We start from the raw sequence: 26,954 nt of genomic DNA, 5'->3' as shown, positions 1-26,954 counted from the left end.
GGCGCTCGGTGGAAGAGCTCGTTCGCGAGAAGGACACGCTGCTGCGCGAACTCCAGCATCGGGTGAAGAACAACCTCCAGATGATCACGGCGTTGGCTTGCATGGGCGCGAATGCCGGTCCCGCCGCAGCGGCCAGCAGGAAGCTCCTCCGCGATATCGGGGCTTCACCAGACTTGCGTCTCCATGGGGCTCTCGCTCGCCAAGTAGTTAGCGGCGAGGCCGTGGCGGCAACACTGTCCAGAATAAACGCCAGGCGCCCCCAAACGATTGGTTGCCATGTCGCATTCAGCGCCATTGCTGGGAGCATCCCGGCTGCGGCAAGAATGCCGGAAGGGCTTTCCGTAAACCGCGGCAGCCATCCCACTGGTTCTGTTTCGAGCACCGTGCCGAAGGCGAGTTTTTTCTGTAGACGGCAATTGTCCGCTATGTCACCGTTTCGCCGTGTCAGAATCCCGCTCGTCGCGTCTGAGGAACTCGGTGGTGACCGTGCCGAGTCTGTTTTCCAGCCAATCAGCCATCGCCTCTTCTTCGCGCAGGTTCTCTTTGCACGCGCTTTGGGTTTCGGAATCGCCGACCTCGCCGGCTGCGGCAATGAGCATTTTATAGCTGGCGATTTCCATATGCTCGAACGTGTAGCTGGCCAGCGATCCTTTCATCACCTCGTCGCCTGCAAAAATGCCGCTGATGTTCTGTCCGAAGGCGATTAGCTTACCGCCGGCATCCTTCAGCGTCGAAGATCCGTCGCCAATCCGGTCGAGGCATTGTTCGAGACGTTTTGCCTGTTGTCTCGTTTCTTCGAGATGCGTGTTCATCCGGTCGCAAATCTCGGGATAGTTTTCCAGACGCTCGATTTGGCCGCTCAAAATGGTCTCGGCCTGTTCTTCCATGGCGTGAGCGTCGCGCAGCCACTGCACCAGACGTTCCTTGGGCTCTGTCATGTCCGTCTCCGTTGGTCAGCATAGTTTTGCTGCCATCGCAACGTCGCCGCAGACCGTTAGTTCCGTCGAGTGGATCGTGCCAAACACGATAATGAGCGCGCAATGATCCGGGCCGGCCGGCCGTTCTAGAGACTGCAGGAGAAGCCTTAAAGCTTCGGCCTTAGATCGCGGCGCAAGAGACGCGCTTCTCTCAGGATCGAGGCACGATCGACGCCGATGAGCGATGCAATGTCGCCTTACCTTTGGGCAGGATTCCGATGGTCGCTCCCAAGCGTCAGCGCCCATTGTGCGTGGCTGGCGGTCTCACATTGTACCGACTTGCATAGATGTTAGCCAGCTGGAAGCGTCTTCGCAGCCGTGAATGCCCTAGCCATCGAACTCGCCAAAGCTACGGGAACGGAATCGTCAGCAGGTTTCTCGACAAAAGTCCCGGCCTTGAAGGCCTCACATCGGCCCTCGATGTCCGTGGCGCTATAAATTATCAAAGGGGATATTGCGGGCCACGAGTTCTTCAGCAACCGAAGAGCTGACGCAGTCGCGCAAGAGCACGTCCAGGATAGGCGTGGGCGATCGCGAGCTGCGCCTCTCTCGGCGCGTCCAGCCGTCTCTAGCATGCAATCGACCATCGCTTGAAAGCTAGGCTCCATCGCCTCCTGACAGTTGAAGCTGGGCGAAATCGCGGGCGAACCAAGTATCGCGTAGGGGTGCCGGCACATCGCTCATTACCCGAACTCACCCCCAGGCGATTACTCGTGCAGAGGCAACTCAAAATTTGCGGCTCAAGTACGACGAGCCTGCCAGTCCGAACCGCCTCTCGAGATCGACAGCCTTGGAGATGCCGATCCGGCGTCCCGTCAAGATGGAACTGGCTCTCGCCTCTGGCGGCTGCTTGAACTGGAACGGAAGCTCGTCCAATGGCAGCCCGTCATAAGATGCATCGACAGCAAGCGCCTGGCAAAGGCGACCGGGTCCCGAACAAAGAAATCGAAGGTCATCAACGCCCCGATTGGCCCGCATCAGGTCGAGCTTTGATTGCGGTTCGATTGCGCGCACAAGGACAGCACTACCGGGAAGGCAGACGGCATTCAGGCACCAATGCAGACCATAGGAGCGATAGACGTATGCGCTCCCTGGGGCGCCGAACATTGCGCTGTTTCGCGAAGTCCGACCACAAAAACTATGTGAGGCGGGGTCATCGGCGCGATAGGCCTCCGTTTCGACGACGATCCCGCCCACGCCGTGCACAAGAAGCGTGGCGCCAATCATATCGCGAGCGACAACGCAGGCGTCCCGGGCAAAGAACTGGTGGTTCGTGATCAAAGCCTGCACCAGATCTCGACCGCGCCGAAACGTGGGGCGAACAAGAACATTCCCGCTCTGGGCGCAAAAGGCCAATCCACCAAGGCCAAACTCGCGATCATCAGCATCGCGGCGCTTCCTGCTGAACTCGGATAGGTCTGATCGCCTATGTATGAGGGTCGATTGGCTATTCAACAGCGCCTAGCCCAAGCGGTCGAAGTGATTGGAAGGTCGAAGTTCGCTGCCGGCGTAGAAAAGACAGAGCCGGAAGACCCTGCCTGCTGCCGCGTTTGCGATGCCGCGATGCGTTAGTGGCCCGTAGAAAATCCTCGTGCGCTGCTCGGGAGCAATACCACGAAGGAACGTGACAGGCTCTGCGACCGTTGAAAACTTTTGATCGAGCCATATCATGCCATCGACCTCGATACGAGAAATGGCCTACGATCCCGACAGCAGAATCCTCTCGGTATGGTTCGTCGCCAGCGGCAAACGATATGAGTTTGAGGACGTGCCGCCGGATACCTTTGCCGCGTTCAAAGCCGCCTTTGCCAAGGGCCGCTACTTCAACGAGCACATCCGAAATCACTTCCGGTATCGTCAGGTTGCGGCCGGCAACGACGCGGGATGACGGCAAGCTGTTGAGACATTCCAACTGCCGGTTGGTGGACGCAGCTCAGCCGGCGCGTAGGATTTTCTTACGATCCCCGCCCGCCCTGTGCAAACGACTGATAGCCCGCCGTGCCGAAAGGTGCGGCGGGCTTTTTTGTTGTCTGGGGGGAACACGATCTGGCGACAATCGTTCGGGCGCCAACAAAAGCGCCGTACAAGATCGAGGTACAACAATGCGGGAAAGGCAAGGCTTAACCGATAAAGAAAAATACGACCGACAGGAGCGCACGTCGGATGCTGCGCGGGCATTAACAGACATTGAGCGCGTCGCACGAGACGCAAAGACGGCTCGGCTGCGGGAGCAACGACTTAAAGCCGAGACTGCTCTCCCTGCTGCATCGGCACCGAAACCGAAGAGGAATTCGAAGACCAAGAAGTCGTAGATGGCACGCTGCACCTGCGCCCTACAATCAGCCGCGGTCCTCTCCGCAGGCCGCGTGAATCGACGGCCGATGTGCAAAGGTCGAGCGTGGAATGCTGTGCGATTTGGGGTGCGGGATTTTAGGCGCTTGATTACTGCTCAGCGTATCGTCTGCGGCAATGCGATCCAACAGCTTACGGGTGCCAGTATTAGGCGGCGGGTATCGTTTATCGTCTGGCGAAGATCATCGATATCTGCTCGCGCGCGACCCTCATTCAATCGAGCCGCTTCTATTCAAAATTGTCCCATATGGATAGCATTGTGAATGCTCCTAAGAGTCCGGCGGCTTCAGCCGGCTTTTCAGTAGCCGAGCTTCCCGAAGCAGTGATGCCCGATCGGTGCCGATCAACTCGATCAGCTCGCGCGCTTGAGCTTCAGTTATTCCGGCTTCCTTGGCGAGGAACTGCGCCTGGAAATCCGTCATTCGGTCGCGGTCGGACTTTTCTTCCTCGCCCATGGTGAGCCTTTTGCACTTGGATTGAACCGGAACGCCGGCGGGAGGGCTTTGTTGCGATCAATGGCGAAAACTTTCCAGGCATATTTCGCTTTCTCTGGAACACATGCTTGAGATGAATGTTCGGGAAGTGCAGCAATCTTGTTCCCTCCCAACGATGGGCTGCAGATCGGAGATGCACCGATCGGCCCGCGTCCTTTCCTCGTGGGGCGCGGGCTTTATTGTTCGCACTGAACACCAGGCGCATGCGTTTCGCCGGCATGAAGGCAACTGCTCAGCGAAATGGCCGCTTTTGCAGATCACGGTTGTTCTGGTTCCCCATGCCTCGCCGTCGCACTGCTTGTCTTTCAACGGTGATTGTCGTCGTTTCCCGGGCAGCATGGAACCGACGGGCGGAAACCTTCAGGCGCTATTTTCAAGACGCTACGCGCCGATCGGCGTAATGTGTTCTCATCGGCGATAGACAACGGGCATCGCTGGATGTGAGCGACCACCGCGCTTCCGCCCCAAATGGGAGCAAAGACATATGGTCAGCCTTAAGACTGCAAAGAGTGGCATTGCCTTTCCTAGTGACCTGACTTTGTTGAAGCAGGTCTTTGATCGTGTTCGCGTTGAGGAAGGTATTCCCGTCGGTAGCGAGCAGGCGGAGCGCCTGAGCGTGATCGCAATGGAACTTTTCTCAGATGGCGAATTTGACGAGGCAGTTCTTTACGAACGCCTTCGACTATATGCCCGATTGTAGCGCGGAAAGAAAAGCACATGACTTCCCACCATCAGGAAGTCCTGACGAGCCTTGTCGCTCGGTATGAAATCCTCGTGTCGATCCAAGACAGGATCGTTGAGCACGACCGGCGGTTCGGCCTGGCTTCCGAAGTGGACGAAGGCCTTTTAGAGCGGCTGTTCGACTCGCTGGGGAAGGCCCGCATCGCCGCGAGGTCGGCTAAAAGCCCGGTCTTCCGTTCACTGCACAGCTACTAGCGTCTGGTGTTCCGGCTCCGCATTGTTCACCCGCGACGTCGAGGTTCATCTTTGTTGGATGTCGGCGAGACGGCATTTACTCAAAAGGTTCGATCACCAGCGACAGGCTAAGCCTCAGAACCTTTCTGCCACTCTCGTCTCTGATATCCATGATGAGTTGCTGCCCATCGGGACCTTTCAGTTCGTCCTTTGCCAGCTCAGTCAATCCTTCGACGGCTGCATTGCGCGCTGCCTCAATCCCCTCGCATTCCAGACCCGTGTTGTCTTCCACGAGATGCTGGCTATCGCCGCTATCAAAGAAATATCTTGGCATATTGGCTTCCGTCATCAGAATGCCACGTCCGGGTGCTTCAGGTGCAGGTAAGTCGGATCGAAGTCCCCTGCCCGGACCAAACCCGGCCAATCGAGAGCACGCAACTTTGTACCTGACATGGCGATCAGCCCGTCACCTCGTAGCGCCTGAAGCGTGCGGTTCACGTGAACCGCGGACAAACCCACCGCATCACCAAATGCTGCCTGGGTGATCGGCAGATCCGCGACGTGGTCCTCAACGCGTCCAGCAAACCGCAACCGCACAATGAGTTCGCATAACATGTGGGCCGTACGAGCGTAGGCGTCCCGTCTCCCGACGTTGGTGACCCATTCCCGATAGATCGCAGCGTCAATCAGGGTCGATCGCCAGAACGCGGCTGCAACGCGCGGGCGCTGTTCGCAAATCGAGCGAAGAGCGCTGTGGCGGATTAAGCCCAATCTGCCCGGCGTCATGCTGGAGAAGCTGCAATCCATGACTGTGAGATGGATGCCGTGCAGATCCGGGAGATCGCCGGCGACAAAGAAGCTGGTGATCTGCCGCTTTCCCTCACCTGTGTGCTTGTATGAACATACTACGCCGTCCAAGACGACAAATGAGTTGGTTGGCCGATCGCCTTCTATGAGGATATCCCTGTTAGCCGGAACATCCTTCTCCTGAATCGTGAGGCCTCCTAAGGCTGCGGCGTCATCATCGCTGATATCAGCGATGCCACGCAGCTTGCGGATGAGCACGTCCGAGGAGAAAGCTGGACACAAGGACTTGGTTACCTCCGTGGGTGTTACCGGCCGAACTTGCATTCGCCTCAGATGTTCCACGCTGCTGATGCGGATAAGAGGTGGACACGCCCGAGATGAAGCTGCGCATCTGGCATCTGCGCGGCGATCGCGCTACTAGGCAGGCACCTCAACGCAACTAGCCTCGCGAGGCACGCCTGCCCTGCCTCCACAGCCTCCACCCGCCGACCAACATCAGCGCACCCCAAAGCAGGAAACCCAAATCCCAGTAGATCCATTGCTCCCGCGGGACGGTCTCGTTGACATGGTGGATGCCGAGGATCTGGTGATCCACCAGCCCTTCGACGAGGTTGAATAAGCCAAATCCGATGAGCATTGTGCCGACCAGCATCTTTCCCGACCACCAAAGCTGCGATTGATGCGCGGCGCGCCAGAGCAGGAGCAGCCCAAGCACAACGAACAGATAGGTGGCGGCGTGGAACAGACCATCGAGGAGCGTGTTGAATCGTAGGTTTTCGACGCTCTCTGCGGGATAGCCGGCGCTGGTTACCATGTGGTGCCACTGGAGCAGCTGATGAAAGACGATGCCGTCGAAAAAGCCGCCCAAACCAAGGCCAAACAGAATGCCTGCGAGCGTGGGAAACTGGCGGGGCTTCGCATCTAGGCTTGGCACAAGTTATTTCCTCCTCGGGCGAACAAGCGCAACGCCGACGACCAACTTTCGTTGCCGCGGCCGAGCGGAACCCGTTCCGTTCACTCTGGCTAATGTAGGCCGATCGCCGAGAATCGAATAAGAACACGAACAGGGCAAGGCCGCATTCGCCTTGCTGGCGGAGCCAGGCACGCAAAAGTATGTCGGTTCGGCCTTCATCACCCTGGGCCGCGACATGCGTGACCGACTATGGAAACGTGTCCAGGAACACGCCGATCCACCCCCCAAAGAGTTGAAGAAGCGGCCGGTTCCGTGCTGGGTATCAGCGACGAATAGGAGCCAAGGACGGAGTATTGGCGGGCTGAAAGGTGTGGTGGCTCTACATACGTCCTTGGCCCATGCACTTCACGTGTTCGGCGGCCGCTGCCGATGGCGCTCGGCTTCGGCCGTATGCCATTCTCGGTCCATGGAGCCTTCCTCAGCCTTGTGGAAGTACTGAGAGCATGCAAGCCAGCCTTTGAGCGGTCTTAGCAATGCAACACACGCGCCAACGGTGAGGGGTAAGGTTGTGATCACATGCATCCAATAGGACGGCTCATACGTGAGCTGAAACCATAGCGCGAAAGCCATCGCCGGGAATGCCACAATCGACATGGAAAAGAAGGCCGGGCCATCAGCCGGATCGGCGAACGAGAAATCCAATCCGCATACATCGCAATTCTGCGCCAGCTTGAGATAGCTGCTGAACAGATGCCCCTGTTGGCAGCGTGGGCAACGCCCCTTGATACCGGTTAGGACGGGGTTGGTCGTTTCATTGTAGTAGGTAGGCATCCTGCAAAACCACATCGTCCCGGCATTAGTTCCGAGGCAGGTTGCGTCCTTGTAGGATTTCGGCGACGAGGAGTAACGGTTTGCTCGCGCCAATGTCGCGTAGATAGCGCAAGCTTGAGGGAGCTACAGAACCCCTAGGTCCGCTCGCCGAACTCTGCCCCGTTTCCAGGCGTCGGGCGACGATCGTCGGGTGGAATCTGGATGACCTCCGCGTCAATGCGGCCAAACTCCCGGCCGATTTGAAATGCCGCATACAGCGCGCCAAGACCGATTAGGAATCGAAGCATTTGAGATCTCCTTCGGCGGTAGAACTACACGGTCGGCAGTTAGTTCCACAGGGGTGGAACCACAACGTTCAACATTCGTTGCGACTGACTGCGGGCGAAGGAGGACGCAACAGATGGCGGACAAGAGGACGAGCGACACGAGCCGAGTTAAGAAGGGTGCAGAACTCGAAGGTGAGCACCTGGCGGAGGTAACAGACGTAACGCCCAAACAGGCGCGGGCACTGCTTCGCAAGCACGGCGCAAACTGGCAGCGGCTGAAGGACGAAGCTGAAGTGAAGAAAGACGAATAGTCGGGTTGTCGATCTCCGGCCGGCGCGAGCGCCAGCTTTGCCGTGGAAGTGTGGGCGACCTGTGAAGTGTACGCCTTTTGAGACCAGTCGTGACTCAAATAGGCCGGCCCGGCAGTGATCATTGCACGCCTCGACCTTGGCGTGTTGTCGGCGGCGATCGGCCGGAGCGAGCGCATGATCTCCCGACGTACCCGTCCGGCATCCAGCATGCAGTCGACGATCGCATGACAGCCTGGCTCCATGTCTCTTGGCGCGATGTGTTTTCGCTCGCTTTAACAAATGAGCATGCACTCTGGTCCGACAGGCTTATGAAATTGGTGCCGTGGTGTCAGCGCACGTCGTGCTCCTGCCCAGCAAGGAGGAGCACATGAGAAAGCCACTAGCACTGATTGTTGAGGACGAGCCGATGATCGTCGTTGACATCGAGGCGTCCCTTAAACGGGCTGGCTTTGCGGTAGCCTCAGAGCCGAGTTGCGTTCGTGCAAGACAAATTTTGGCCCTGGTTGAGCCGGACGTCGTTATACTGGACGTGCTCTTGCAGGACGGCGTCAGCTCTTCGGTTGCTGAAGAACTCGTGGCCCGCAACATCCCCTTTGTCATTTATAGTGCCACGGACATCGAGGGCCGAGGTGAGGCCTTCAAGGCCGGAACTTTTGTCGAGAAACCTGCCGACGATTCCGTGCTCGTAGCTTTGGCGAGTTCGATGGCCAGGGCATCCGTGGCTGGCGAACACGCTTCCATCTGGATAAAATCTAGGCAAGTCGGTACAGTGTGAGATCGCCAGCCACGCACAATGGGCGCTGACGCTTGTGAGCGACCATCGGACTCCTGCCCCAAACGTAAGGCATTGTCTGATGGCAGAAGATTGCCGCATGCCCGAGCCTGCCGCGGGTGCACCGTCCCCGATGGCAAGTCCCGGCTAAAGCTGCAGATAGCAAGGTGACGCGTGATGCTGTGTGCCCCGTCGCCACATCCTGCGTTACGGTCAGCCGCCAGCAGTCTATTCTGGTCGACCAAGTCCTTTCTTTGTAGCGAGTTTTTGCTTTTCTTTCAGCAGCCGAACGATCGCGTCGACGGGCGGCGCAAGGGCTGCTGGCGACTTGCTGTTCGAGCGCCACAAGTATTCAAAGAAGGTTCTCAGTATGCGCATTGTCGTTACCTCCTGGACCACCAAACTTGGCTTGGGCGTTGTTGTTCCTGAACGGCAGGCTAAGCGCCGCTGTCCGAAGGCAAACTCATCCGTGGCAAGCAGGCACGGCTGCAGTCTGGACGGGATAGAAATCCTGGAACTCGTCCTCCAGAACTCAGCCGTGATCGCTCTCGGTTACAGACGCTCGTCCGTTCTTCCGACCTGGCATTCGGGGAGACGGTAGGCGGCTTGGCTGAAATCGAGCGAGGGCGGGTTCTGGCGGTGGGCTTGTATTCCGTGCGGGAACCTGGCCGAGCCAATGCGTTCGGGTCGTGCAGCACTTGCCCTAGTGCTGATCGGACTGCACCCTCTGATCAGGCCGCGTCCTTCCCATCCCCTCGGGCGCCGGTTTCATATTTCGTTCGGTGGCCAGTGGAGCGGCGCGGCTGAAGGCGCGGCGGGCCTTCCTTGTTTCCGTGTGGAACTTCGGCGCGGGCTGAAAGTTTTATTTGTGCAGCTGCGACATGGATGACTCCTGATGGGCCCGCGTCCTTTTTTCCCGAAGGGCGCGGGCTTTCTTTCGTGCACGGAACACCGGGGCGGGTTGCACGTTTCGCCGGTATCCAGCGAAATGGCCGCTTGCGCGCTGCCTCAATCCCTCGCATTCCAGGCCCGTGTAGGCGTGAGGCACTACTGAGGGGCGTTGCGGTTTGTTCGGTTACGTCCATGACGTCCAGGCACAGAGGATTGCCGATCGGGCCAAGGAACAAACAGCACCCACTTTGGTTAAAGCTGCGCGTGCCACCAGACACGCGTTTCTCACATTCGGAGACGACGATGGCTATGAAAAATGAATCGCAGAGCAAGGCCAAGGGCCTCGAAGATCTTTTCCACGACGGACTGAAGGACGTCTACTACGCTGAGCGCAAAATCCTGGCTGCGCTGAAGAAGATGGCCAAGGGTGCCGAATCTGACCAACTGACCGCCGCATTCGAAAAGCACCGCGACGAGACGGAGGCTCAGATCGAACGGCTGCAGCAGGTCTTCGAGATTTTCGGCAAACGGGCACAAGGAAAGACATGTCCCGCGATCGACGGCATCATTGAGGAAGGGCAGGAGATACTTGAGGAATTCAAGGAAGCTCCAGCTCTAGACGCTGGTCTTGTGGCGGCGGCGCAAGCGGTCGAACACTATGAGATCGCCCGCTACGGCACCCTGATCACCTGGGCCGGACTGCTCGGCCTAAAGGATGCCGTGCCGCTGCTCGAGGAGACGCTCGAAGAGGAAAGGGCGACTGACGAAGCGCTGACGCAGCTTGGTGAGACCAGCGTCAACGAGAGGGCGATGCAGGAAGCTGCCTAGGTAAATCGGCGCTTCGCAAGCAGGATCAATGAGCACGTCATCCTGAACAATAGAGAGAACGCGCCTCCGGACGACGGCGGCGCGCCCTTGTCATAGGCTGCACCCAGCTGGGTCTTGCCTCGCGACCTTGAACCGCGCGGACAGGGCTCAGGAATCGAACTCCAATCGAGTGTGACCAGGCTGTTCGTGCCAAATGACCTGTCGAAGATCACGCCGATCCACTGCCTGGCCGCAGGTTGGGCAGGAATAGAAATGCTCGCCCTCATGCTTCACGGCTTCGCCGTGTCGCGTGCCCGTGATCGGCGGCCCCAGGTCGGAGAGTTTCGTCATTGCCGGTCAACTTCGGCTCGGATGAAAGGTTCCTCCACTCCCGGCTGCACCCGGCCCTCATTTTTGTGATCAGCAGACTTAGGTCCACCTTTTCAGGGACCGAAGCCCAATCAAGGAACGTTTGAGTCCGTCTGAGGTTTTGAGCCTGGCGCGAAGACGATGCCGTTCAGCGAAACAGAACTCACGCAAAGCTAAGTCCCAGCAATGTCCCTCTCTCAAAGGCTTTCCTCGGTTGGTCTGACCTTCCAATGCCCGCAATGCAATTTCACCTTCATCAAGAACGGCAGCTGGTTCGGGGCGTTTCCCATTACAGGTGCGACGAATGTGGGCGCGAGATCCGGATTACCTATCCTGACAAGATTGCGATCTTCCATAAGCACGCGCACTTGGCCACGAGCCCGCCGGCGGCTGCGGAACCACGTTCCGTTCACTCTGGCCAATATAAGCCCGCCGCCTAGACTCTCTTAGGTGCGTAAAATTGTAAGTACCGGCTGTGCCTGTGATTAACGGATTCATCCTTGATCAGCCCAGTCCGCTTGAGTCTGCTTGCGAGGAATTATCCCGGTCCACGTCCCGCGAGGCTAATCATTGACGCCGCTATTGATCCGAGGATTTCGATAGCCGCATCCGGCCCACCACTGAGCGATCGGGGCACTAGGTTATAGTCGTATGCCTGGTCGATCGCGATCGTGCCAAACGACAGGGCAACGCCGGCCAGCACACAAGTGAGCGGGATGAACCAGAGTCCCGCACGCAGTCTGGAAAACCGCTGAAGCAAGCTCACAGGTGGCCCTCATTTGAGTGGAACTGATGCTCCAACGGGACGAGACGTGTCAAATGTCTGATCTCGATACACGAACATCGCGCTTGCTCTTATCAGCCATTTGGTCCTCCTCGTGGCTAATGTAAGTCGGTCGCCTAGAGTCGAATAAGTGCGTAAAGTTGTAAGTATCGGCGTCGGCCGGCTCGAGTTCATTCCACCGATGGAGCCCAAGCTGGTAACCAAGCCACCCGGTGGCGAGACTGGATTCACGAGATCAAGCTCGACGGCTACCGCTCCCAGGTCGTCATCAACAGTCCTGAGGATATTCGCGTCTTCACCAAAACCGGCGCGGACTGGACGAGCAATATGAGGGCTGGTCGAAGCCGCGCGGGAGCTCGAGGTCGAGAACGCGATCATCGACGGCGAGGCTGTCGTCACCAATGCGGCCGGGCTGCCGGATTTCGGCGCGCTCCACGGCCGTCCACAGCGATCCTTATGCCATGTATCTCGGCGCCTTCGACATCCTGCATCTGAACGGCCACGATCTGCGTGACATCGGCTGCAAGGGGCGCCGCGAAATCCTCTTCGGCATCATCAAGCCGAACAGCCGGATGCAGTTTAGCGACGAGATGCCCGGCGATGGCAACGCGGTGTTCTACCTAGCCGATCAGGCAGGACTTGAGGGAATCGTCTCGAAGCGCCGCGGCAGCAAGTACCGCAGCGGCCCGACGATCAACTGGCTTAAGACCAAGAGCTTCACGGTCGATGAATTCGAATTGCTAGGCGTTGAGCGTGAGCGGGGCAAAGCGGCATTCGCCTTGCTGGCCGAACCCGGCACGCGGAACTATGTGGGTTCTGCCGTCATCACGTTGGGCCATGATATGCGGGAACGACTGTGGAAGCGTGTCCAGGAACACGCCGGGCCGCCGCCCAAGGCCATGAAGAAGCGGCCGGCGACGCAATGGGTCGGGCCAGGGGTGAAGCTGCGCGTCAAGCATCTCCGCGGCGACCACAGCCACATACGCCATGCATCGCTGCTCGGTTTGAGTGACGAGGAGTAGGTTGGCTCACCTCCCGACTGTCCTACTGATCACTTCGGGTGGGTAGCAACAAAACCGTCCGGCCCGCGTTTTGCAGGTCAGGAGGTTGGAGATGGCCGACGACAGGGAGAAAGTGTTTGAGCGGATCAGAGCGAAAGCTAAGGGCGGGCCGACGCTCACCGACACGGTGAATGCCATTCGGAAACGGCCGCCGACGAATAACGAGGCGACTGGCTTCAAGGCGAAACGCCACGACGGCCAGGTGAAGGACGAACGCGAGCATTTCCAGATATGCCCCGTCTGCGGGCAGGAAATGGATATGCGCGACCTTGGCGAGGCGCTTTACCACGCCATGCCGAGCCACAAGCCTTTGAAGTACCCTGACTAGCGGGCTGAGCCCGCGTTCTGCGACTAGGAAACGATTAGTCTGGCCAAAGCTCCTGCTTGCGTTCTTCAAAGCCGAGCACGCGTTTGTTATCGGTCCACCGTGCGACCTCGCCCTCCATCCCATCCGGGTCCTTGAAGGTCACCAGACGGACCGCGCCGAAATCTGTATCGGTCCCATTCGAAGCGCCCGCCTTCACTAGACGTCGCCTGACTTCCTGCAAGCGCTCTTCATTGTCTACCTTCAGCGCGAGATGATCTATATGACCTCTCTTCCCCATCTGCATCGACCCGTCTTCATACCCCGTGGGTTCCGGCATTTGGAACGGATGAAGGGCAAAGTCACCTCCAACGTCGATAAGTGAGTGACGAAGAGTGCCGCCACCGGGACCGGGCTCGGATAGATCGAACCTCGTTTCCGCGTCGAAGATTTCTTCATAGAAGCGAATGAAACGGTCCATGTCGCGTGTGAACAAAGTGAGATGGTGCGCGCCAACGGTAACAGGCATACCGAACCTCCTTCCCGATAATATGAAGAGCATACCATTTCGCATTGAACCGGGCGACCTAGAGCCGCGATACATTACTGAACGCGAATGGCCGATTTGATGCCGCAAGCGTTTGTTCGATGCATCGGGACTGGATTTCCGCGTTCCACCCAGCTGTGACCAGCGAAATAGACTTGGTGCCCGCAATTCACAGCTAGGATTTTTCTTGTGAAATGGGCCTGATGACTAGTTCAGCTTCCCTGCACGCATCATCGCGCGGGCGATCACGAGCTGCGCCTCGACCTTGGCGTTTTCCTTTTGGGTCATGTTGTCGGCAGCGATCAGGCGCATAAGCCCCTTCCGTCTTCAGCGACCGCACCATCCGCACGACAACCGGATCGAAAGGGATTTTTTCGGCGCGGCTGTAATTAACGGTGAAGAAGGCGGCACGGTGGTTGCAGATGGCAATCGCGCGGACATATCGGATTTGGCCGCCCTTTGTGCCGGAATAGCTGGCCCATCTCGTGGTTGCGCGCCGATAGGTCAGCTTCCAGCCGTCCTTCTCGTCCTCGACCATGCGATGCCGATCTCGGTCCGAAAACTGGCCTTGCCCAGTCGCGCACCCCACACGGCCAAGAAGGCGTCGTTTTTGCCCTGAAAAGCCGCACCCTGGTCCGAATGCTGCGTCAGAACAAAGCTTGGGGGAACGTGGAAAGTGAAGCCATACTGCTTGATGCCGAGCGGCTGCCACGCTTGGCCAAGCGCAAGCGTGGCAAAAAAAGGGGTTAATACGAGGCTCAGCAGTAAACGGGCCATGGCGTTCACCAAGCTCCGCGTTATCCCCGCCACCAGGCAAGTCGGGGAGAAAGAAACGCTATGACGTCGTTTTGGAAGACGCTGCGGACCCTGGCAAACGATCGCGAACGGCTTCCTCGGTTTTGTTTGCAGTCCGTTTCACGACTTTGCCGACCTTATCTACCAACGTGTCGCCATGTCCACTCGAGGCTTGTCGGTCGGCCTCTTCCTTGACCGCTTCGTAGGCCTCAGCGGCGACTTGCTTCGCTTGCTCGAGGCCTTGTTCGAAAACCTCCTCGGCACTGTCGCGAAGTTTGTCGCGATAGCCGCCAAGCTGCTCGTCCTCTGTGGACGTGTGGGGCAGCATCACGCCGATAGCCGTGCCAACGGCTAGGCCGACTGCGGCTATCGCCAGCGGTTCGCGCTGGAAAAGGTCCTGCGCCGACTGCCGCACCCGTACCGTCATATCACTGGTGCTTGAACCGAGCCGCTCGGCAGTTCTTGTCAGACCCTCCTTGGCGCCAGACGCAGCATTGACTGCCGCTTCGGCCGCGCCGCTTGCAGCTGACGAAACCGAGCCGGCGGCATCGGAAAGCATTGTGCCCATGCCGGACCCTTCAACGGATTCATCACCATTCGAGCGCTGCCAACTGTCGCCGCCCCCGCCCCCGCTCTGCTCAGAGAACTTGCGATAAACAGGATCCCTCCCTGTCTGAGAGGCCCCGGCGGCTGAGCTAGTTGCTAACGTGCCGCTGCCGAGCATCAGCCAAGCCAAGCCGGCCCCAACCAACGTTAGCGGCAACGGGTTGTCTCTGACCTGCACCTTGAGATTGTCAAGCATGGCGGATCCGTCGCCGCCGGCAAACATTCCGGTGAACTCGTCTATCAATTGACCGGGTGTCATCTTGCTGCGGATCGAGTCCGCGGTGTCTGCGACTTTCGCACGTGCGATGTCGGCATCTCGTTCGAGTTCGGCTGCAGATTTCTCGCTCATCGTATTTGTTCCTTGATCACGCGCGCGTCGCGCTTGAGTTGGTCTTGAGTGCGATCGGGCGTCAATTCCGATGGCGCCATGGTCGCCGTGCCGGAGCGCAAGAGAATGACGCCCAGAACCGCCACGACGAGCCCGACCAGCAGGGAGGACCATCCCGCCCCCAACCCGGCTTTCGCCAAAGCAATCACCAGTGCTTGCAAAAGTATTATGAGGCCGGCGAGGAGGCATATCGCGCCGCCCAAAATCTCGACTGCCCCTGCGCCGGCTTTGCTAGCTTTCTCTGACATCTCAGTCCGAAGAAGCATGGCTTCGGTCTGAAGCAGAGTGGTGACTTGCTGTGCCAGATCGCTGACAAGCGTTGCGAGGCTGCGACTGTCCTGACCGTTGCTCATGGGTTCAGCTCCAGGCTTGCGTCGGCCCAGTCGTTTTTATTGGAGCCGGATTCATCGGGGCTGGTTGCGGAAGCACCACCGGTTTGCGAGCCGGCTCGCGTGTCGGCTGGGCCGGTCGGTGGCGAGCTCTTGATAAACCGGCCCAGCGCCAAGCCAGCCAAAACCGACCCGGCTATTAGCGCGCCTGAATTCTCGCGGCCAAACGACTGGATCTCGCCGAGAACTTCTTCGAACGGTTTGTCCTTCAATGACGACGAAAGGCGATCAAGTCCGCCCGCGGCATCAAGGACAAACTTCGAAGCTGTCCGTTGATCGCTATTGGCCAGATGCTCACTCGCGGCGCGCAACGCGCCGCCAAAGGCTTTCAGGTTAGCGCTGAGATCTCGCTGCGTTCCCTCCGCCTTGTCGAACAACGCCTGCTTCGTTTCCGATGCGTAGTCGGTGGCCTTCCGGGTGAGTTCCTCGCGAGCATCGTGTAGCGCCTCGCGAGCGCTCCGCGTTTCCTGCTCGATTCGTTCGGACACTTCGCTTTTTGCCGTCCGGAAATCAGCCGTCTTGCGGCCTTGATCGTCTTCGCCCTGCATAGTGTATCTCCTAATGGAGTCCGAGGAAGGAGAGGATCGCGAGCACGACGACGACGAGGCCGATGAGATAAATGACACTGTTCATGCGCAATCTCCTCCACTGCGCCTCCAACTTGCCTGCGGCCATCATGTTCCCTTTCGCCGATATTTTTCTCCAGCAGGCGAAACACCGCTGTATCCGAGCCCGCCTCAATCCGGCACCATGCCAGGTCCAGCGTGCCGTGATGCTCTTTCGTTATGAGGCCTGCCGAGGTCTCACCGTACTTTGCAGCGAAGTCATACGGCGCGGTCTGCCCTCCGATAACGGTGCGACTCCATGCCAACCAGGCGGGAGCGAACTCACCGCACCGTGCGTCTTCGACGCCCCAGGATAGCGAATGCTTCCGCGCCTAACATGGCGGCCGTCGCTTCAGCTTGTATCGAGTTGCCAAGTGGCTGGGATAGCTCGGCGAGACGCAGAACCTTTCGCAGATTAGCTTATCCGGTACGCCGTCCAAATATTGCAGCACCAGCGCCCGCGGCTTTCCATCACTCAAGCGAGGCATTTCCCACCTCCATTTGGGAAAACCAACGTCGGGCGGGATCATCAAGTTGCTTCGCCTTATTGAAAAACGCGCATCTTGGAGCGGACGCCAAGTGTCGAACCTGGCTCAGCGACGTGGAACGCCGTCATCTCTAGGAGCATTTCCGCGAAAATGTCGGGCTTGTTGCCTCCTGTTGGAGCGCCGCGCCCGCCGGTTTGCTCAGATAGCTAAATAGCGATAAATCCCGAAGACGCTGGGGCGCCGCGCCTTTATGCGTCGCGTCCAGCTTTCAATCAGCTCAAGTTCGGACTCTTCGGAACGAGTCGCTCACATGGCTGTTGATGGGCGCTAGGAGCAATTTCATGGCCCAGAACGTGACTTCTTCCAACTCCGTTAGTCTTGCTGCCAGGGCGCCAACGCGGCGTGCATCATCGGCAAAAATTCCACCATTCCGATCCGTTCAACTCGCCAAGTTAGTCGACAAGGTACCCACGGGCGAGAGGTGGATCCATGAGATAAAATACGACGGCTATCGTACGCTTGTTGCCATTGGGGGCGGGGCGGCGAAGGCATACACAAGGTCCGGGCTTGATTGGTCTCACCGCTTTGCGCCCTTGCTTCAGGAGGCTGCTACTCTTGTTGTTCGCTCCGCGCTGATCGATGGCGAGGCAGTGGTTGTCGACGAAGAGGGGCGATCCAGTTTCCAGAAATTGCAAACGGCACTCAAGGGTGATCCAGGCGCGATCGTGTATTACGGGTTTGATTTGCTTTCGCTTGATGGCGAGGATCTTACCAGCCTTCCTTTGATCGAACGCAAGGAGAAGCTGCGCTCAATTCTGCCGTTAGCATCCAGGCACATCCACTATTCCGACCACATCCGTGGAAGCGGCGAGCAGTTGCTCAACAAGTTCTGCGCCGCCGGGCTTGAAGGCGTAATTTCCAAGAAGGCGGACGAACCCTATGTAGGCTCCCGTGCCGGTGACTGGCTGAAAATCAAATGCATCAAGCGACAGGAATTCGTCATCGTAGGGTGGACCCCGTCCGACAAGGCGCGTGAATTGCGCTCCTTGCTGCTTGGGGTCAACGAAGACGGTAAACTGCGCTACTCGGGGAAGGTCGGTACGGGTTTCAACGACCGCGAGATGGCCAGCCTCCTTAATTTGATGAGACCGCTGGAAGTGATGGTGGCGACGGTCCAAGCACCCCGTGCGGCTGTCCGCGGCGCCCACTGGCTGAAGCCGCGCCTGGTCGCAGAGATCGCATATACGGAGATGACCGATGAGGGCGTGTTGCGCCATCCCACCTATTTGGGGTTGCGGGAGGATAAGCGGGCCGAGGCCGTTGTGATGGAGACAGAAAACCCCGTCCAAGAGGCTTCGGCGCCCGCGTCTAACAGCATCAAAATAAGCAACCGGGAGCGTGTGATCTATCCTGAATCGGGGATCACCAAAGGCCAACTCGCCGACTATTATGCAGCGATAGCGCCGGCGATGCTGCCTTGGGTTGGCAGTCGCCCGATTAGCCTGGTCCGTTGCCCGCAGGGTCGCGCAAAGAAGTGCTTCTTTCAAAAGCACGACGCAGGCAGCTTCGGCACGCACGTTCATCATGTCGCCATCCAGGAAAAGGACGGGCACGAAGAGCCTTATCTGTTTATCGACGATGCCGACGGGTTGCTGACCTGCGTCCAGATGGGCACGATTGAATTCCATGGCTGGGGCGCGCGCATCGAGGACGTCGAAAAGGCCGATCGCCTTGTCTTCGACCTCGATCCGGACGAAGGCCTCGACTTCGAGGCGGTCCGTAGTGCTGCCTTCCAGTTCCACGATATCCTGAACCAGATCGGCCTGGCCACATTCCCAATGGTCACGGGCGGCAAGGGGGTCCATGTGATCGCGCCGCTTACGCCGAAGGCCGAATGGCCAGAAGTGAAAGATTTCGCGCGCCGGCTCGCCATGGCGGTGGCCCAGATCGATCCAGCCAATTTCACGGCCGCCCTTCCCAAGGCGCAGCGCAAGGGCCGCATCTTCATCGATTATCTGCGTAATCAGCGGGGGGCGACTGCGGTCATGCCCTACGGCGTTCGCGCACGCCCCGAGGCACCGCTCGCGGCACCCATCACCTGGAAGGAGATGGAGACGATCGACAGGCCGTCACATTGGCATGTTGGCGACGCGGCCGAATTGGTGAAACGCGCTGGCTCGAAAGCGCTTGCCAACTGGGGGCGCGCCGATCAAGTCCTCCCGGATCTCTGAAGCGATGAAGATCGCGACCTACAACGTCAACGGCGTGAATGGCCGCCTGCCGGTCCTGCTTCGCTGGCTAGAAGAAGCTCGGCCGGACATAGTATGCCTGCAGGAGCTGAAAGCGACGCAGGAGAATTTTCCGATAGCAGCGATTCAGGGGGCGGGCTATGGCGCGATCTGGCACGGCCAAAAGAGTTGGAACGGCGTTGCCATACTGGCGCGTGGGATTGAGCCTCAAGAGACCCGTCGGGGGCTTCCTGGTGATCCCGACGACCTGCACAGCCGATACATTGAAGCTGCCGTCAAAGGAATCCTGATTGGCTGTCTTTACCTGCCCAACGGCAACCCGGCGCCCGGTCTCAAGTTCGAATACAAGCTGCGCTGGTTTGAACGCATCACTGCCCATGCGGCCGAACTACTTGCCTCTGGAGCGCCGGTGGTCCTGGCCGGCGACTACAACGTCATGCCGACCGAGCTCGACGTTTACAAACCCGAGCGCTGGCTTGACGATGCACTTTTTCGTCCAGAGGTCCGCGAAGCCTTTCGGCACCTGGTTGCCCAAGGTTGGACCGACGCATTGCGCCAACTCCATCCGGGCGAAAGGATTTACACTTTCTGGGACTATTTCAGGAACGCCTACGCCCGCGATGCAGGCCTTAGGATCGATCACCTCCTGCTCAGCCCCTCAATCGCTGGACGATTGCGCGGCGCCAAAGTAGATCGTCATGTCCGCGGTTGGGAAAAGACCAGTGACCACGCCCCAACCTGGATCGATCTTGGCAAAAAGACAAAGCCCCACATTGGCGGGCTGTAGGATGGGCGACCTTGTAGTTCGCCCAGCCGATCACATTGCTTCTTCGCAGGGCCCCGATCTTATGAGGAAGATCGGCAGCCCAATGTTGCGCTTTCAAGATCCTCGCCTTTCGGATCAGTGATGAGCGGTCTATGCCGATTGTGTCGACCAGGTCGCGTGCTTGCGCCTCCGTGATGCCTGTCTCGCGTGCGAGGAAACGGACCAGGAATTCCTCTTCCTCTTGCACCGCCCACGATTTCGTCGTCTTTCATCGAGCTCGGACAGAGGGACTCGCTGGCCCCTGACGTTGGGTTATCAATCCGCGTCCTCATCCTCATCCTTGACACGCAAGCCGGCTTCCTCTGCCGCGGCGAGAAAAGAGCGCCGCGCACCTTCCACGAGTTCGGCTGTCGCAAGCCGGCTTGTGCAGGCCTGAAGTGCTGCCCGATATCTCGGCCCATGCTCGTCAGGCCATTGTTCCATCAAGAAGACGGCGGCCTCAGACACGCTGACCAGCGTGCGAAATTCGCCGACGTTTGTCGTCTCAACGGTGACCGGACTTTTGAAAAAAGGATCGTGCATGAGGCATTCCGTCGCGTTGCCAGGCCGAACGAGGGAGCGGTGATTTTGTTCCGGCCAACGCGACGTGCCGAAACGGAGGGCATGCTATTTCCGCCCGTCGATTATGAGAGACTCCCATCGGCAGGAAACGAGGCGGAGTTTGGGGAGGCGACCTAAACGCGGTATTCCGGCGAGGCCGATCGTCATCAACTATCCAAGGCACGTTTCAGTTTGCCGCCATGGCGCGCGGCTCCGTGGAGAAGGTTGGATCCTGGTTCCTCTCCCTCTACCACCTTTCCCCACACTGCTTTGACGCCGTTGGGGAAGGCATTCTCGCCCAGGAGTGCCGTTAGACGCCCGGCGATCTCGACCTCGATTCCGCCGATCCTTGATGGATCGCGAATGACGTCGGTACGGTTTGGCGAAGCAATCATCCTCACTTTACTTTAATTTTTCGCCACTCGGCTCGCGGGGTATGATCAGCGGCGGCTGCGCTGTGTCCGACCCGATCGGTTTCTCGATCGGCGGCGGGGAAACATCGATGGGGGGATTCGCAGGCAGCCGAGGGGAAGCCTCCCATGCCGCGTTGAGGCCAACGGAAAGGAGCACCAGGACAACGGCTCCCACGGCAGCAGCAATCCCCCAAGGGCCGAGCAGGGCCAACAGGAAGGACAGGAGATTTGGGAAGGACGTCGGCGGCAGGCTGGGTTGTTCGGGTGCGTCCTCCTGAACAGATTCGACTTGGCCGAAATCCGACGCGCTCATTTGGAGAACGCTTCCGTCTTACGGTCAAGGACAGCTTCGCTCCCGTGGCCGGCCGCGCTCGACGTAGAGAAAAAAGGCTGATTGCCATAGGCGGGAAGCTCGTCAACTGTTGCACGCCCGGAAGGTTTGCCTGTGGCGGCCTGGCCCAGTAGCATCTCGGCAGCTGCGCGACCAAGAAGCATGAACCCAGCGGCGATCACCAGGCTGGGAAGCGATGCGATCAGATTTGCGACAGGGGACGTCAGCGCCTCCGGCTGGGTCACGAAGACGCCTCCGGTCCAAAAGTTTCCAGCTGCGAGATAGCCATAGATTGACCCGAGGAGTGCGATTGCGGCGAAAATGGAGCCCAGCACCACGAGATAGAAGAATGCCCTACGCTGTGCCTGTATCGCCAAGCCAATGGTCAGAGCCAGGATGGCGAGAGTGGTTCTCGTGGGCCTGTATAGTTCTCCCGTCGGCAACTGAACAAATGTGCCGACGGACACCCCGCCATCGCCGAAGCTGAGCACGACCGCCGCGACGATCACCAGGCCGAGTACGATCATGCTTACGGCCCATAGCGGCGAGTCCGTTCTTACGCGAAGCAACAGCTTGTTCAGCGGCACCGCGGCGAATGACAATGCCAGGTCGACCGCCTGGCCGGGCGTAAACCCTACAGTGATGTTGATGCCAGTGTCGGCAAGACCAAAGTTGAGTCTGCCGAACGGAAGGGCCGAGATGGCAAGGATGAGGCCGAGGGCGGCGAGTACCGGCAAGCGCGAAAGCCGCATAGCGCCGATCAGGACGAAGACGGCCGCACGCGCCACATCCGGAACGATCGCCATCATCACGTCGTTCGACCCGGGCCTACCGATCAAAGCCGGCGAAAGCACCAGCGCCAGGGCCAACACGAGCGTGAAGACAACGAAAGGGTTGGCGGGCCGGCGGCCGAAACCACCGCCAAAGCGAAGCAGGCGCAGCCCGGACGCAGGGTCACGCGCGAGGCGCAGCAACAGAACCACCAGCGGAACCATCCACACACCGCCTGGCGTCGAGGCAGGCAGGATCGTGACGGCCAGCAGGAATGGCAGCAGCCCGATCAAGATCGGCCGGTCGGCCGCATGCCCCATGCGCAGGCCGAGGCATAGCGCCACCGGCAAGGCGAGATAGGCAAGCGAGGTCCACGTCGAACCACCGAGCCAGAAAAGCACCTGCAGTGCCCAGATAAGCGCTCCGTTCAAAGAATCGATTGCGGAGAAACCTTCGGCGCCAAGCTTGCTGAGCGCTCCGATGTTCAACAGGTTGGCAGTCGAGAGCCAGTTGTGCAGCGACGCCGGCAAGATGGCGATCGCCCACAACGCTAAGGTCACCCACAACGGCGCTGCATACCACGGCCCTTCGGTCGAGCGGCGACGTTTTTCCGCAAAGTCCCCCCCACTGACGGTCGACGCCGGATAGATCCTCATCGTCAGGCGGCAAAGGACGTAGGAGGCGAGGAAGAGCGAAACCACCGCCGCGATCTGTGCAAGCAGTTGCGGGCTGGACTGCGAAACCAGGCCTGGCAGCCTCGGGAGGGTCTCTTGCAAGACTGTCTCCTCGTTGGATCCAAGAGACAAAACGATCAGGCCCACAACAGCGTTCGTAAGAAAGGCGACGACCGCGCCACTGAGGATGGCCTTTAGGAGAATACCGATCCAGACGGGCCTGAAGCTCCCGGCCGAGACCGGCTTCAAGAATCTCAGGAAATAGGCGCCCAGGCGAATTTCAAGACGGGGATTCCTCAGAAGCCAGAACCAAACGATCGCGCCAGCGATTGTTCCCAGGCCCAAATATGCGATAGCCGGCGTAGAGGCAAACGTGCGGTAATATAGGAAAGAGACAAGCAAGGCGGATACCGACGACCCGAATATAAATGTAATCCGCTCTAGCTTTCTACGCCATCCATCCGAGAATTGCAAATCGGCGAGAAGAGAGCACGAAAACGTGTAGAATGATGTTTGAACTAGATCAATATAGGTGCTTGAGATAAATTCGGAAATAACAACCTCAACAATCTCAAATGCTATATAGCACTGCCATATTACGCACAACGTATATACTAGTATCTTCACCTTCTCAACGTTTTTCGTTGCACATAACGAGAGCCCAATTGACGCGAGTAATCCGGAAGAAAAAACGTAAAATGAATCAAAAGACCTATCTATCGACACTGGCATCAATGAAAAAGAAACAGCAATCGAAGTAGAAACTACGATCGGATAGTATTTTGAAAAATATTCTGTTAAATGATTCTTGTTAATTGGAGAGATCAGTATGATAGATGCAACAACGATTGCCGGTATAGCAGAGTAAACTACAAAAAAAACGACAGACTCGTACTCAGATGATCCATAAGGTGCAATTGATGAAACAACTATATATTCTATTGCATATGTGATGACTGCGAGAATTACAGAAAGGAGACAAATAACGACCCATCTTAAACCGCTTCTATTCATTCTTATATTATAAATGTATTCTAGTGATACGTATATTCCAATTGCCGCCCCCGGCAAGCAAAGCGCCATCAAATACGATATTGCATTCTCGTCACCGCTTCTTGAGAGATCAAAAATCGCTCCTGCCCACGAGTAAGCCACTCTCAGCGCCCAGGGCGCGAACGCCGCCGCGACGAGCGCGGCCACGCCAAAGCCCAGCAGCGAAAGGCGCATTGCCGGCGTAAGACGCTCCGGCGCTGGAAGGTGGACGGCAAGCTCCGTATCGGCCACCTCGCCGCTCTCGAGAAAGGTCAGAAACAGGCGCTCTTCGACCAGCGCACGCGAGGCGGGATCGGCGTCCGACCGCAACACGCGCATTTGTGAAAGCAATTTCTCGAGAGAGGTCGACGGCCGATGGACCTCAAGGCCGAATGCGTCCGGTGATCTGACCAGGCACAGATTGGCAAAGACGGCCAGTTCGGTGCGCAAGGTCTTCCACCTGCCCGGCTGTTGCTCAGTCTCGCGCTGGAAGCAGCGGGCAAGATCGGAGCGGAACCAGTCCGGCATGCGCCCTGCCCGAAACCAGGGCAACCGCGCAAGCCGGGCGAGCCGGGCAGCACTCAGTGCATGCCCCGTCACGTGCTTCCACAGCGCAGGTGTGAATTGGGGATCGAGCTTGGGAAACAGGGCAAGCGCCGCCAGCGCGGCTCCGGCCCGCAACACGAAGTCGTCCGGTTGATAGGGATCGTCAGGCGGGTCAAACTCGTCCTCCTCGGCCTCGCCGATGCGCGCGCAGGCATAGGCGGTGACGCGTCGCGCCAGCCGCTCACGAAACGCGTTGTCCGGCGGCGGGATGTCGCTTGCGAATTCGGCGCGATCGAGCTCCAGCAGCAATGGATCATAGTTGGGTGTGGCATGTGCCATGACCCCGCGGTCGACCGCCTGCGGGCGCCGGTTGCCGACAACGGCCTCGACCGCGCTCTCCAGGCCGGCGTTAGAATTCTCGGCGGAGCCCAGGCTGATGACGGCAAAGCCGGCCTGCTGCAAGGCTCGCTCGGCCGGTCCCCAGCGATCGGGCGGGGACGGCGTCATCAGGATCGGCGGTTCACGAAAGGCAGGAAGGGCGCGCGGTGCTTGCCGCTGCTGGCGGTCGGCCACCTGATGATCGACCCACGGCAATTCTTCCGGCTCGCCGAAGAAGGGCTTGCCGAGCCGCAGTTTGTTGAGCTCATACGGCTCGAAGAAACCCCGGCCGGTGCCAACGATCACCACGCGCGCGCCCGGATGACGGCGCGCAAGAGCCGCAAGCGAGACCACCGGCTGGCCGCCGAAGCGCCGCCCTACGGCTTCAAGCACGTCGGGGAATATCCGGAATTCGTACCGCAGAAGATCGGCACCGCCATCGCGCAGCCGCTTTGCCAAAGCGTCGGCCAGCGCCGGCAGATGGTCGTCCCGGCCGATGCGCTCGACCAGCATGAGGCAGTCGGGAGCACGCGACTCCAGGCCCATTTCCAGTGTCGGGTAGCCGAAAGCCTCGATCGACGCTTCGACGCTGCGGCGGACATCGAGGCGGTGGCCGGCGACGCGCACCGGCCGGCGCAGCAGGCGGCCGGCCCGCCGCACCACTGCTGTGGGAAACAGGATCTCGCTGGCTTCGGGCGTCATCGTCGCGGCGACCAAGCCGTCCTTCCTGTCGCGCGCAAGCCGCTCTTCGCGACGATTGCTGACGTAGCTCCACCAAAGCGCGGCAAAGCAGGCCACCACGAGGACGGCGAAGAGACGATGCAGGATGTCGCGCATAAAAAGTTCGGCCAGCCATGGCCAGAACGTGGCCTGCGATGGCCCCGGCTGCGGGATGGTCGGAGGCGTCGGCGTGATTTCAACGGCAGCATGCGGCACCGCAAAAACGACGTACCCCACGCCGAGCACCATGACGGTGGTCAACACAGCGGCAAGCCATATGCGAAGACGCGCTTCGTTGAACCGCTTCTGCCACGGCATTTTCAAAGCCTTCTTGTCGGATTGCCGCGGACCCACCTCCACTCGCCCCCAGAAGGCGGCGATGGCGGCACGCCCCGCCAGTTGCGCTTCACCATTGATGGTGAGCAGCGGCATCATCACATCGGCGGCGTCGGCGGCGTTTCGGAAATATGCGCCGCGGTCGGCCAACGCCGCCAGCGCAACCCCGAGCCTTGTCATCCGGTCGACACCAAGCACCATGCCTGGAATCTTGGCCAGTTCCGACAGCAAAGCCTCGATCCGGCCGCCGCGACCGCCAAGCCTGTCCCAGTACCCCTGCAGCGGGTGGGATTCCGGCGTGGCGGTTTCGCGCGGGTCGGTCATCGCGTTGCGGACAATGACGGGAATATTTCGAGCGCCTTGCCGAGATCGTCGGCCGTCTTCACCAGCACGCCAAGCAGAGCCTTGATCAGTTCGGGTTGCGGCTTGCTGCCGCTGTCCATGGCCGTGCGGAACTCGGCAGCAGTAATCGGCGAGACATGGACGGCGCGCGCCAGAGCAATGTATTCGGCGGTGCCAGGCGCGCGCGACGAGCCTTTGATGCGCTTGGCCACCTGATCGCCGACAGCGAAAGCCGCGCTGGCCAAGTCATTCGCCTTGCCTTCATCGAGCTTGTCGATGGTCCTCAGATGTTCGAAGACGATCTTCTTGAGCTGCGCCTCTCCGGGCATCGCGATCTCGTGGAACACGCAGCGCCGGAGAAAGGCGTCGGGCAAATTGTTTTCGGCATTCGTGGTGGCGACGACGACGGGCCGCGAGCGGCGGCGCTCGGCATCGTCGTTGGCGGCATCCTTGGCGCCGATCTTCAATCCGAGCTCGTCTATCGTAAAGCGCATCGCCTCGAAGCTTTCGAGCAGATCGTTCGGCGTATCGCGCGGCGCCTTGTCGATTTCGTCGATCAGCACGACCGAAGACTGGGGTTTGTCGGGCGGACATTCCACGGGTTGAAAAAGGTCGCGCAGCAGCAAGGGGCCTGGCTCTCGCACCGCATCGCCGACAATAGCGGCGATGCGCGACGGCTCGGTGACCGGCTGGTCCGTGGCCGCGTCCAGCACCAGGGCACTGCTGCCGCAGGCGGTCGCGATGGCGCGTCCAAGCGCTTCGAAACGCAGGAGGCGCCGGAGCGGAATATCCTTGTCGTGGAAACGGGTCAGAAGGTCGAACTTGTAGAGCAGGTCGCGGCCGGTGGTCTGCGTGGTGACGGTGACGCGGATCGGCTCCTGGCCATCGCCGAACAGGCTGGAGGCGATGTGGTAGGCCGCACCGGTCTTGCCGACACCGGGCAGACCACTGAGCAGCAAGGGCTGTCCCAAAAGGACCGCGAGAGCCGCGGCTGTCGTCAAGCTGTCATCGGGCAGATATGGCCGTTTCTTGACACCCGTGGCGCGGCCACCGAAAGAGGCGCCGTCGAGCCTGTTTTTAAGAAGATGACCGTTAAGATCGAGGCCGAGCATGCTTGTCCCCAG

General features: G+C 59.2%; 29 protein-coding genes and 1 pseudogene. 12 read left to right on the top strand and 18 right to left on the bottom strand.

Annotated features, from left to right (window positions below; all coding sequences use genetic code 11):
- A pseudogene (locus NKH12_RS17910) lies at positions 1 to 95 on the top strand (histidine kinase dimerization/phosphoacceptor domain -containing protein); the annotation flags it as partial.
- 333 nt (positions 96 to 428) lie between these two features.
- On the opposite strand, the gene NKH12_RS17905 reads toward NKH12_RS17910, so the two are convergent.
- Together NKH12_RS17905 and NKH12_RS17900 are read right to left on the bottom strand one after the other, a co-directional pair.
- Entirely contained in the window at positions 429 to 938 is a 510-nt protein-coding gene (locus tag NKH12_RS17905; RefSeq protein ID WP_352954351.1) for a ferritin-like domain-containing protein, read from the bottom strand.
- Positions 939 to 1,703: 765 nt separating this feature from the next.
- Entirely contained in the window at positions 1,704 to 2,204 is a 501-nt protein-coding gene (locus tag NKH12_RS17900) for a DNA-3-methyladenine glycosylase (RefSeq protein WP_352954353.1), read from the bottom strand.
- Between NKH12_RS17900 and NKH12_RS17895 the strand changes: the two genes are divergently transcribed.
- Positions 2,178 to 2,393, top strand: a complete 216-nt coding sequence (locus NKH12_RS17895; protein WP_352954354.1) for a hypothetical protein — start codon at positions 2,178 to 2,180, stop codon at positions 2,391 to 2,393. The genes NKH12_RS17900 and NKH12_RS17895 overlap by 27 nt on opposite strands.
- Positions 2,394 to 2,646: 253 nt before the next feature.
- A complete protein-coding gene (locus tag NKH12_RS17890) occupies positions 2,647 to 2,865 on the top strand; it encodes a KTSC domain-containing protein (protein ID WP_352954350.1) in 219 nt (72 codons plus the stop codon).
- A 733-nt stretch (positions 2,866 to 3,598) separates the two neighbouring features.
- On the opposite strand, the gene NKH12_RS17885 is transcribed toward NKH12_RS17890, so the two are convergent.
- Positions 3,599 to 3,784, bottom strand: coding sequence for a hypothetical protein (locus NKH12_RS17885; protein ID WP_128186764.1), 186 nt, complete (start codon positions 3,782 to 3,784; stop codon positions 3,599 to 3,601).
- 523 nt (positions 3,785 to 4,307) lie between these two features.
- Here NKH12_RS17885 and NKH12_RS17880 point away from each other — a divergent pair.
- Entirely contained in the window at positions 4,308 to 4,523 is a 216-nt protein-coding gene (locus NKH12_RS17880) for a hypothetical protein (RefSeq protein WP_023803428.1), read from the top strand.
- 17 nt (positions 4,524 to 4,540) lie between these two features.
- Positions 4,541 to 4,759: a hypothetical protein gene (locus NKH12_RS17875; protein WP_352954349.1), complete on the top strand. Its 219-nt coding sequence runs from the start codon at positions 4,541 to 4,543 to the stop codon at positions 4,757 to 4,759.
- A 76-nt stretch (positions 4,760 to 4,835) separates the two neighbouring features.
- On the opposite strand, the gene NKH12_RS17870 is transcribed toward NKH12_RS17875, so the two are convergent.
- The 4 genes from NKH12_RS17870 to NKH12_RS17855 form a co-directional block, all read right to left on the bottom strand.
- On the bottom strand, positions 4,836 to 5,087 hold the full coding sequence (locus tag NKH12_RS17870; RefSeq protein WP_352954348.1) for a DUF6894 family protein: 252 nt from the start codon (positions 5,085 to 5,087) through the stop codon (positions 4,836 to 4,838).
- Positions 5,087 to 5,869 (bottom strand): Crp/Fnr family transcriptional regulator, encoded by a 783-nt coding sequence (locus NKH12_RS17865; protein ID WP_352954347.1) that lies wholly within the window; start codon positions 5,867 to 5,869, stop codon positions 5,087 to 5,089. Before NKH12_RS17865 ends, NKH12_RS17870 begins: the two co-directional genes overlap by 1 nt.
- A 115-nt stretch (positions 5,870 to 5,984) precedes the next feature.
- Complete coding sequence (locus tag NKH12_RS17860; RefSeq protein ID WP_352954346.1) at positions 5,985 to 6,479, bottom strand: DUF2243 domain-containing protein; 495 nt, start codon at positions 6,477 to 6,479, stop codon at positions 5,985 to 5,987.
- A 384-nt stretch (positions 6,480 to 6,863) separates the two neighbouring features.
- A complete protein-coding gene (locus tag NKH12_RS17855; RefSeq protein ID WP_352954345.1) occupies positions 6,864 to 7,289 on the bottom strand; it encodes a DUF983 domain-containing protein in 426 nt (141 codons plus the stop codon).
- Between the two features lie 400 nt (positions 7,290 to 7,689).
- Here NKH12_RS17855 and NKH12_RS17850 point away from each other — a divergent pair, with 400 nt between their 5' ends.
- Complete coding sequence (locus tag NKH12_RS17850; RefSeq protein ID WP_352954344.1) at positions 7,690 to 7,866, top strand: hypothetical protein; 177 nt, start codon at positions 7,690 to 7,692, stop codon at positions 7,864 to 7,866.
- Between the two features lie 367 nt (positions 7,867 to 8,233).
- Positions 8,234 to 8,641, top strand: coding sequence for a response regulator (locus NKH12_RS17845; RefSeq protein ID WP_352954343.1), 408 nt, complete (start codon positions 8,234 to 8,236; stop codon positions 8,639 to 8,641).
- Positions 8,642 to 8,866: 225 nt separating this feature from the next.
- Here NKH12_RS17845 and NKH12_RS17840 read toward each other — a convergent pair whose 3' ends face one another.
- Positions 8,867 to 9,016: a hypothetical protein gene (locus NKH12_RS17840; protein ID WP_156942635.1), complete on the bottom strand. Its 150-nt coding sequence runs from the start codon at positions 9,014 to 9,016 to the stop codon at positions 8,867 to 8,869.
- 816 nt (positions 9,017 to 9,832) lie between these two features.
- Between NKH12_RS17840 and NKH12_RS17835 the strand changes: the two genes are divergently transcribed.
- Positions 9,833 to 10,357: a YciE/YciF ferroxidase family protein gene (locus NKH12_RS17835; RefSeq protein WP_352954342.1), complete on the top strand. Its 525-nt coding sequence runs from the start codon at positions 9,833 to 9,835 to the stop codon at positions 10,355 to 10,357.
- An 886-nt stretch (positions 10,358 to 11,243) separates the two neighbouring features.
- Here NKH12_RS17835 and NKH12_RS17830 read toward each other — a convergent pair.
- A complete protein-coding gene (locus NKH12_RS17830; protein ID WP_352954341.1) occupies positions 11,244 to 11,471 on the bottom strand; it encodes a DUF2254 family protein in 228 nt (75 codons plus the stop codon).
- A 479-nt stretch (positions 11,472 to 11,950) separates the two neighbouring features.
- Here NKH12_RS17830 and NKH12_RS17825 point away from each other — a divergent pair, with 479 nt between their 5' ends.
- A complete protein-coding gene (locus NKH12_RS17825; protein ID WP_352954340.1) occupies positions 11,951 to 12,511 on the top strand; it encodes an ATP-dependent DNA ligase in 561 nt (186 codons plus the stop codon).
- Between the two features lie 91 nt (positions 12,512 to 12,602).
- Positions 12,603 to 12,878: a hypothetical protein gene (locus tag NKH12_RS17820; protein WP_352954339.1), complete on the top strand. Its 276-nt coding sequence runs from the start codon at positions 12,603 to 12,605 to the stop codon at positions 12,876 to 12,878.
- Between the two features lie 34 nt (positions 12,879 to 12,912).
- On the opposite strand, the gene NKH12_RS17815 is transcribed toward NKH12_RS17820, so the two are convergent.
- The 5 genes from NKH12_RS17815 to NKH12_RS17795 all read right to left on the bottom strand — a co-directional run bounded on the left by NKH12_RS17815 (position 12,913) and on the right by NKH12_RS17795 (position 16,127).
- The gene (locus NKH12_RS17815; RefSeq protein WP_352954338.1) at positions 12,913 to 13,383 is read right to left on the bottom strand and encodes a VOC family protein; all 471 of its coding nucleotides are present in this window, start codon (positions 13,381 to 13,383) and stop codon (positions 12,913 to 12,915) included.
- Between the two features lie 522 nt (positions 13,384 to 13,905).
- On the bottom strand, positions 13,906 to 14,178 hold the full coding sequence (locus NKH12_RS17810; protein WP_352954337.1) for a hypothetical protein: 273 nt from the start codon (positions 14,176 to 14,178) through the stop codon (positions 13,906 to 13,908).
- Positions 14,179 to 14,236: 58 nt separating this feature from the next.
- Entirely contained in the window at positions 14,237 to 15,151 is a 915-nt protein-coding gene (locus tag NKH12_RS17805) for a hypothetical protein (protein ID WP_352954336.1), read from the bottom strand.
- Positions 15,148 to 15,543 carry a phage holin family protein gene (locus tag NKH12_RS17800; RefSeq protein ID WP_352954335.1) on the bottom strand — a complete coding sequence of 132 codons (396 nt, stop codon included), beginning with the start codon at positions 15,541 to 15,543 and terminating at the stop codon, positions 15,148 to 15,150. Before NKH12_RS17800 ends, NKH12_RS17805 begins: the two co-directional genes overlap by 4 nt.
- Positions 15,540 to 16,127 (bottom strand): hypothetical protein, encoded by a 588-nt coding sequence (locus NKH12_RS17795; RefSeq protein WP_352954334.1) that lies wholly within the window; start codon positions 16,125 to 16,127, stop codon positions 15,540 to 15,542. The genes NKH12_RS17800 and NKH12_RS17795 overlap by 4 nt, the downstream gene beginning before the upstream one ends.
- Positions 16,128 to 17,013: 886 nt before the next feature.
- Between NKH12_RS17795 and ligD the strand changes: the two genes are divergently transcribed.
- On the top strand, positions 17,014 to 18,903 hold the full coding sequence (gene ligD, locus NKH12_RS17785; protein ID WP_352954333.1) for a DNA ligase D: 1,890 nt from the start codon (positions 17,014 to 17,016) through the stop codon (positions 18,901 to 18,903).
- Between the two features lie 4 nt (positions 18,904 to 18,907).
- Positions 18,908 to 19,708, top strand: coding sequence for an exodeoxyribonuclease III (gene xth, locus NKH12_RS17780; protein WP_352954332.1), 801 nt, complete (start codon positions 18,908 to 18,910; stop codon positions 19,706 to 19,708).
- A gap of 294 nt (positions 19,709 to 20,002) precedes the next feature.
- On the opposite strand, the gene NKH12_RS17775 is transcribed toward xth, so the two are convergent.
- From NKH12_RS17775 to NKH12_RS17760, 4 genes are all read right to left on the bottom strand, one after another.
- A complete protein-coding gene (locus NKH12_RS17775; RefSeq protein WP_352954331.1) occupies positions 20,003 to 20,269 on the bottom strand; it encodes a DUF982 domain-containing protein in 267 nt (88 codons plus the stop codon).
- 420 nt (positions 20,270 to 20,689) lie between these two features.
- On the bottom strand, positions 20,690 to 21,013 hold the full coding sequence (locus NKH12_RS17770; protein ID WP_352954330.1) for a hypothetical protein: 324 nt from the start codon (positions 21,011 to 21,013) through the stop codon (positions 20,690 to 20,692).
- A complete protein-coding gene (locus tag NKH12_RS17765) occupies positions 21,010 to 25,812 on the bottom strand; it encodes a hypothetical protein (RefSeq protein WP_352954329.1) in 4,803 nt (1,600 codons plus the stop codon). Before NKH12_RS17765 ends, NKH12_RS17770 begins: the two co-directional genes overlap by 4 nt.
- Positions 25,809 to 26,942 carry an AAA family ATPase gene (locus NKH12_RS17760; protein ID WP_352954328.1) on the bottom strand — a complete coding sequence of 378 codons (1,134 nt, stop codon included), beginning with the start codon at positions 26,940 to 26,942 and terminating at the stop codon, positions 25,809 to 25,811. The genes NKH12_RS17765 and NKH12_RS17760 overlap by 4 nt, the downstream gene beginning before the upstream one ends.
- Positions 26,943 to 26,954: the final 12 nt, after the last annotated feature.

Source organism: Mesorhizobium sp. M1322, assembly GCF_040318085.1.
GTDB lineage: Bacteria > Pseudomonadota > Alphaproteobacteria > Rhizobiales > Rhizobiaceae > Mesorhizobium.
This window is presented reverse-complemented; position numbering and strand designations above follow the sequence as displayed.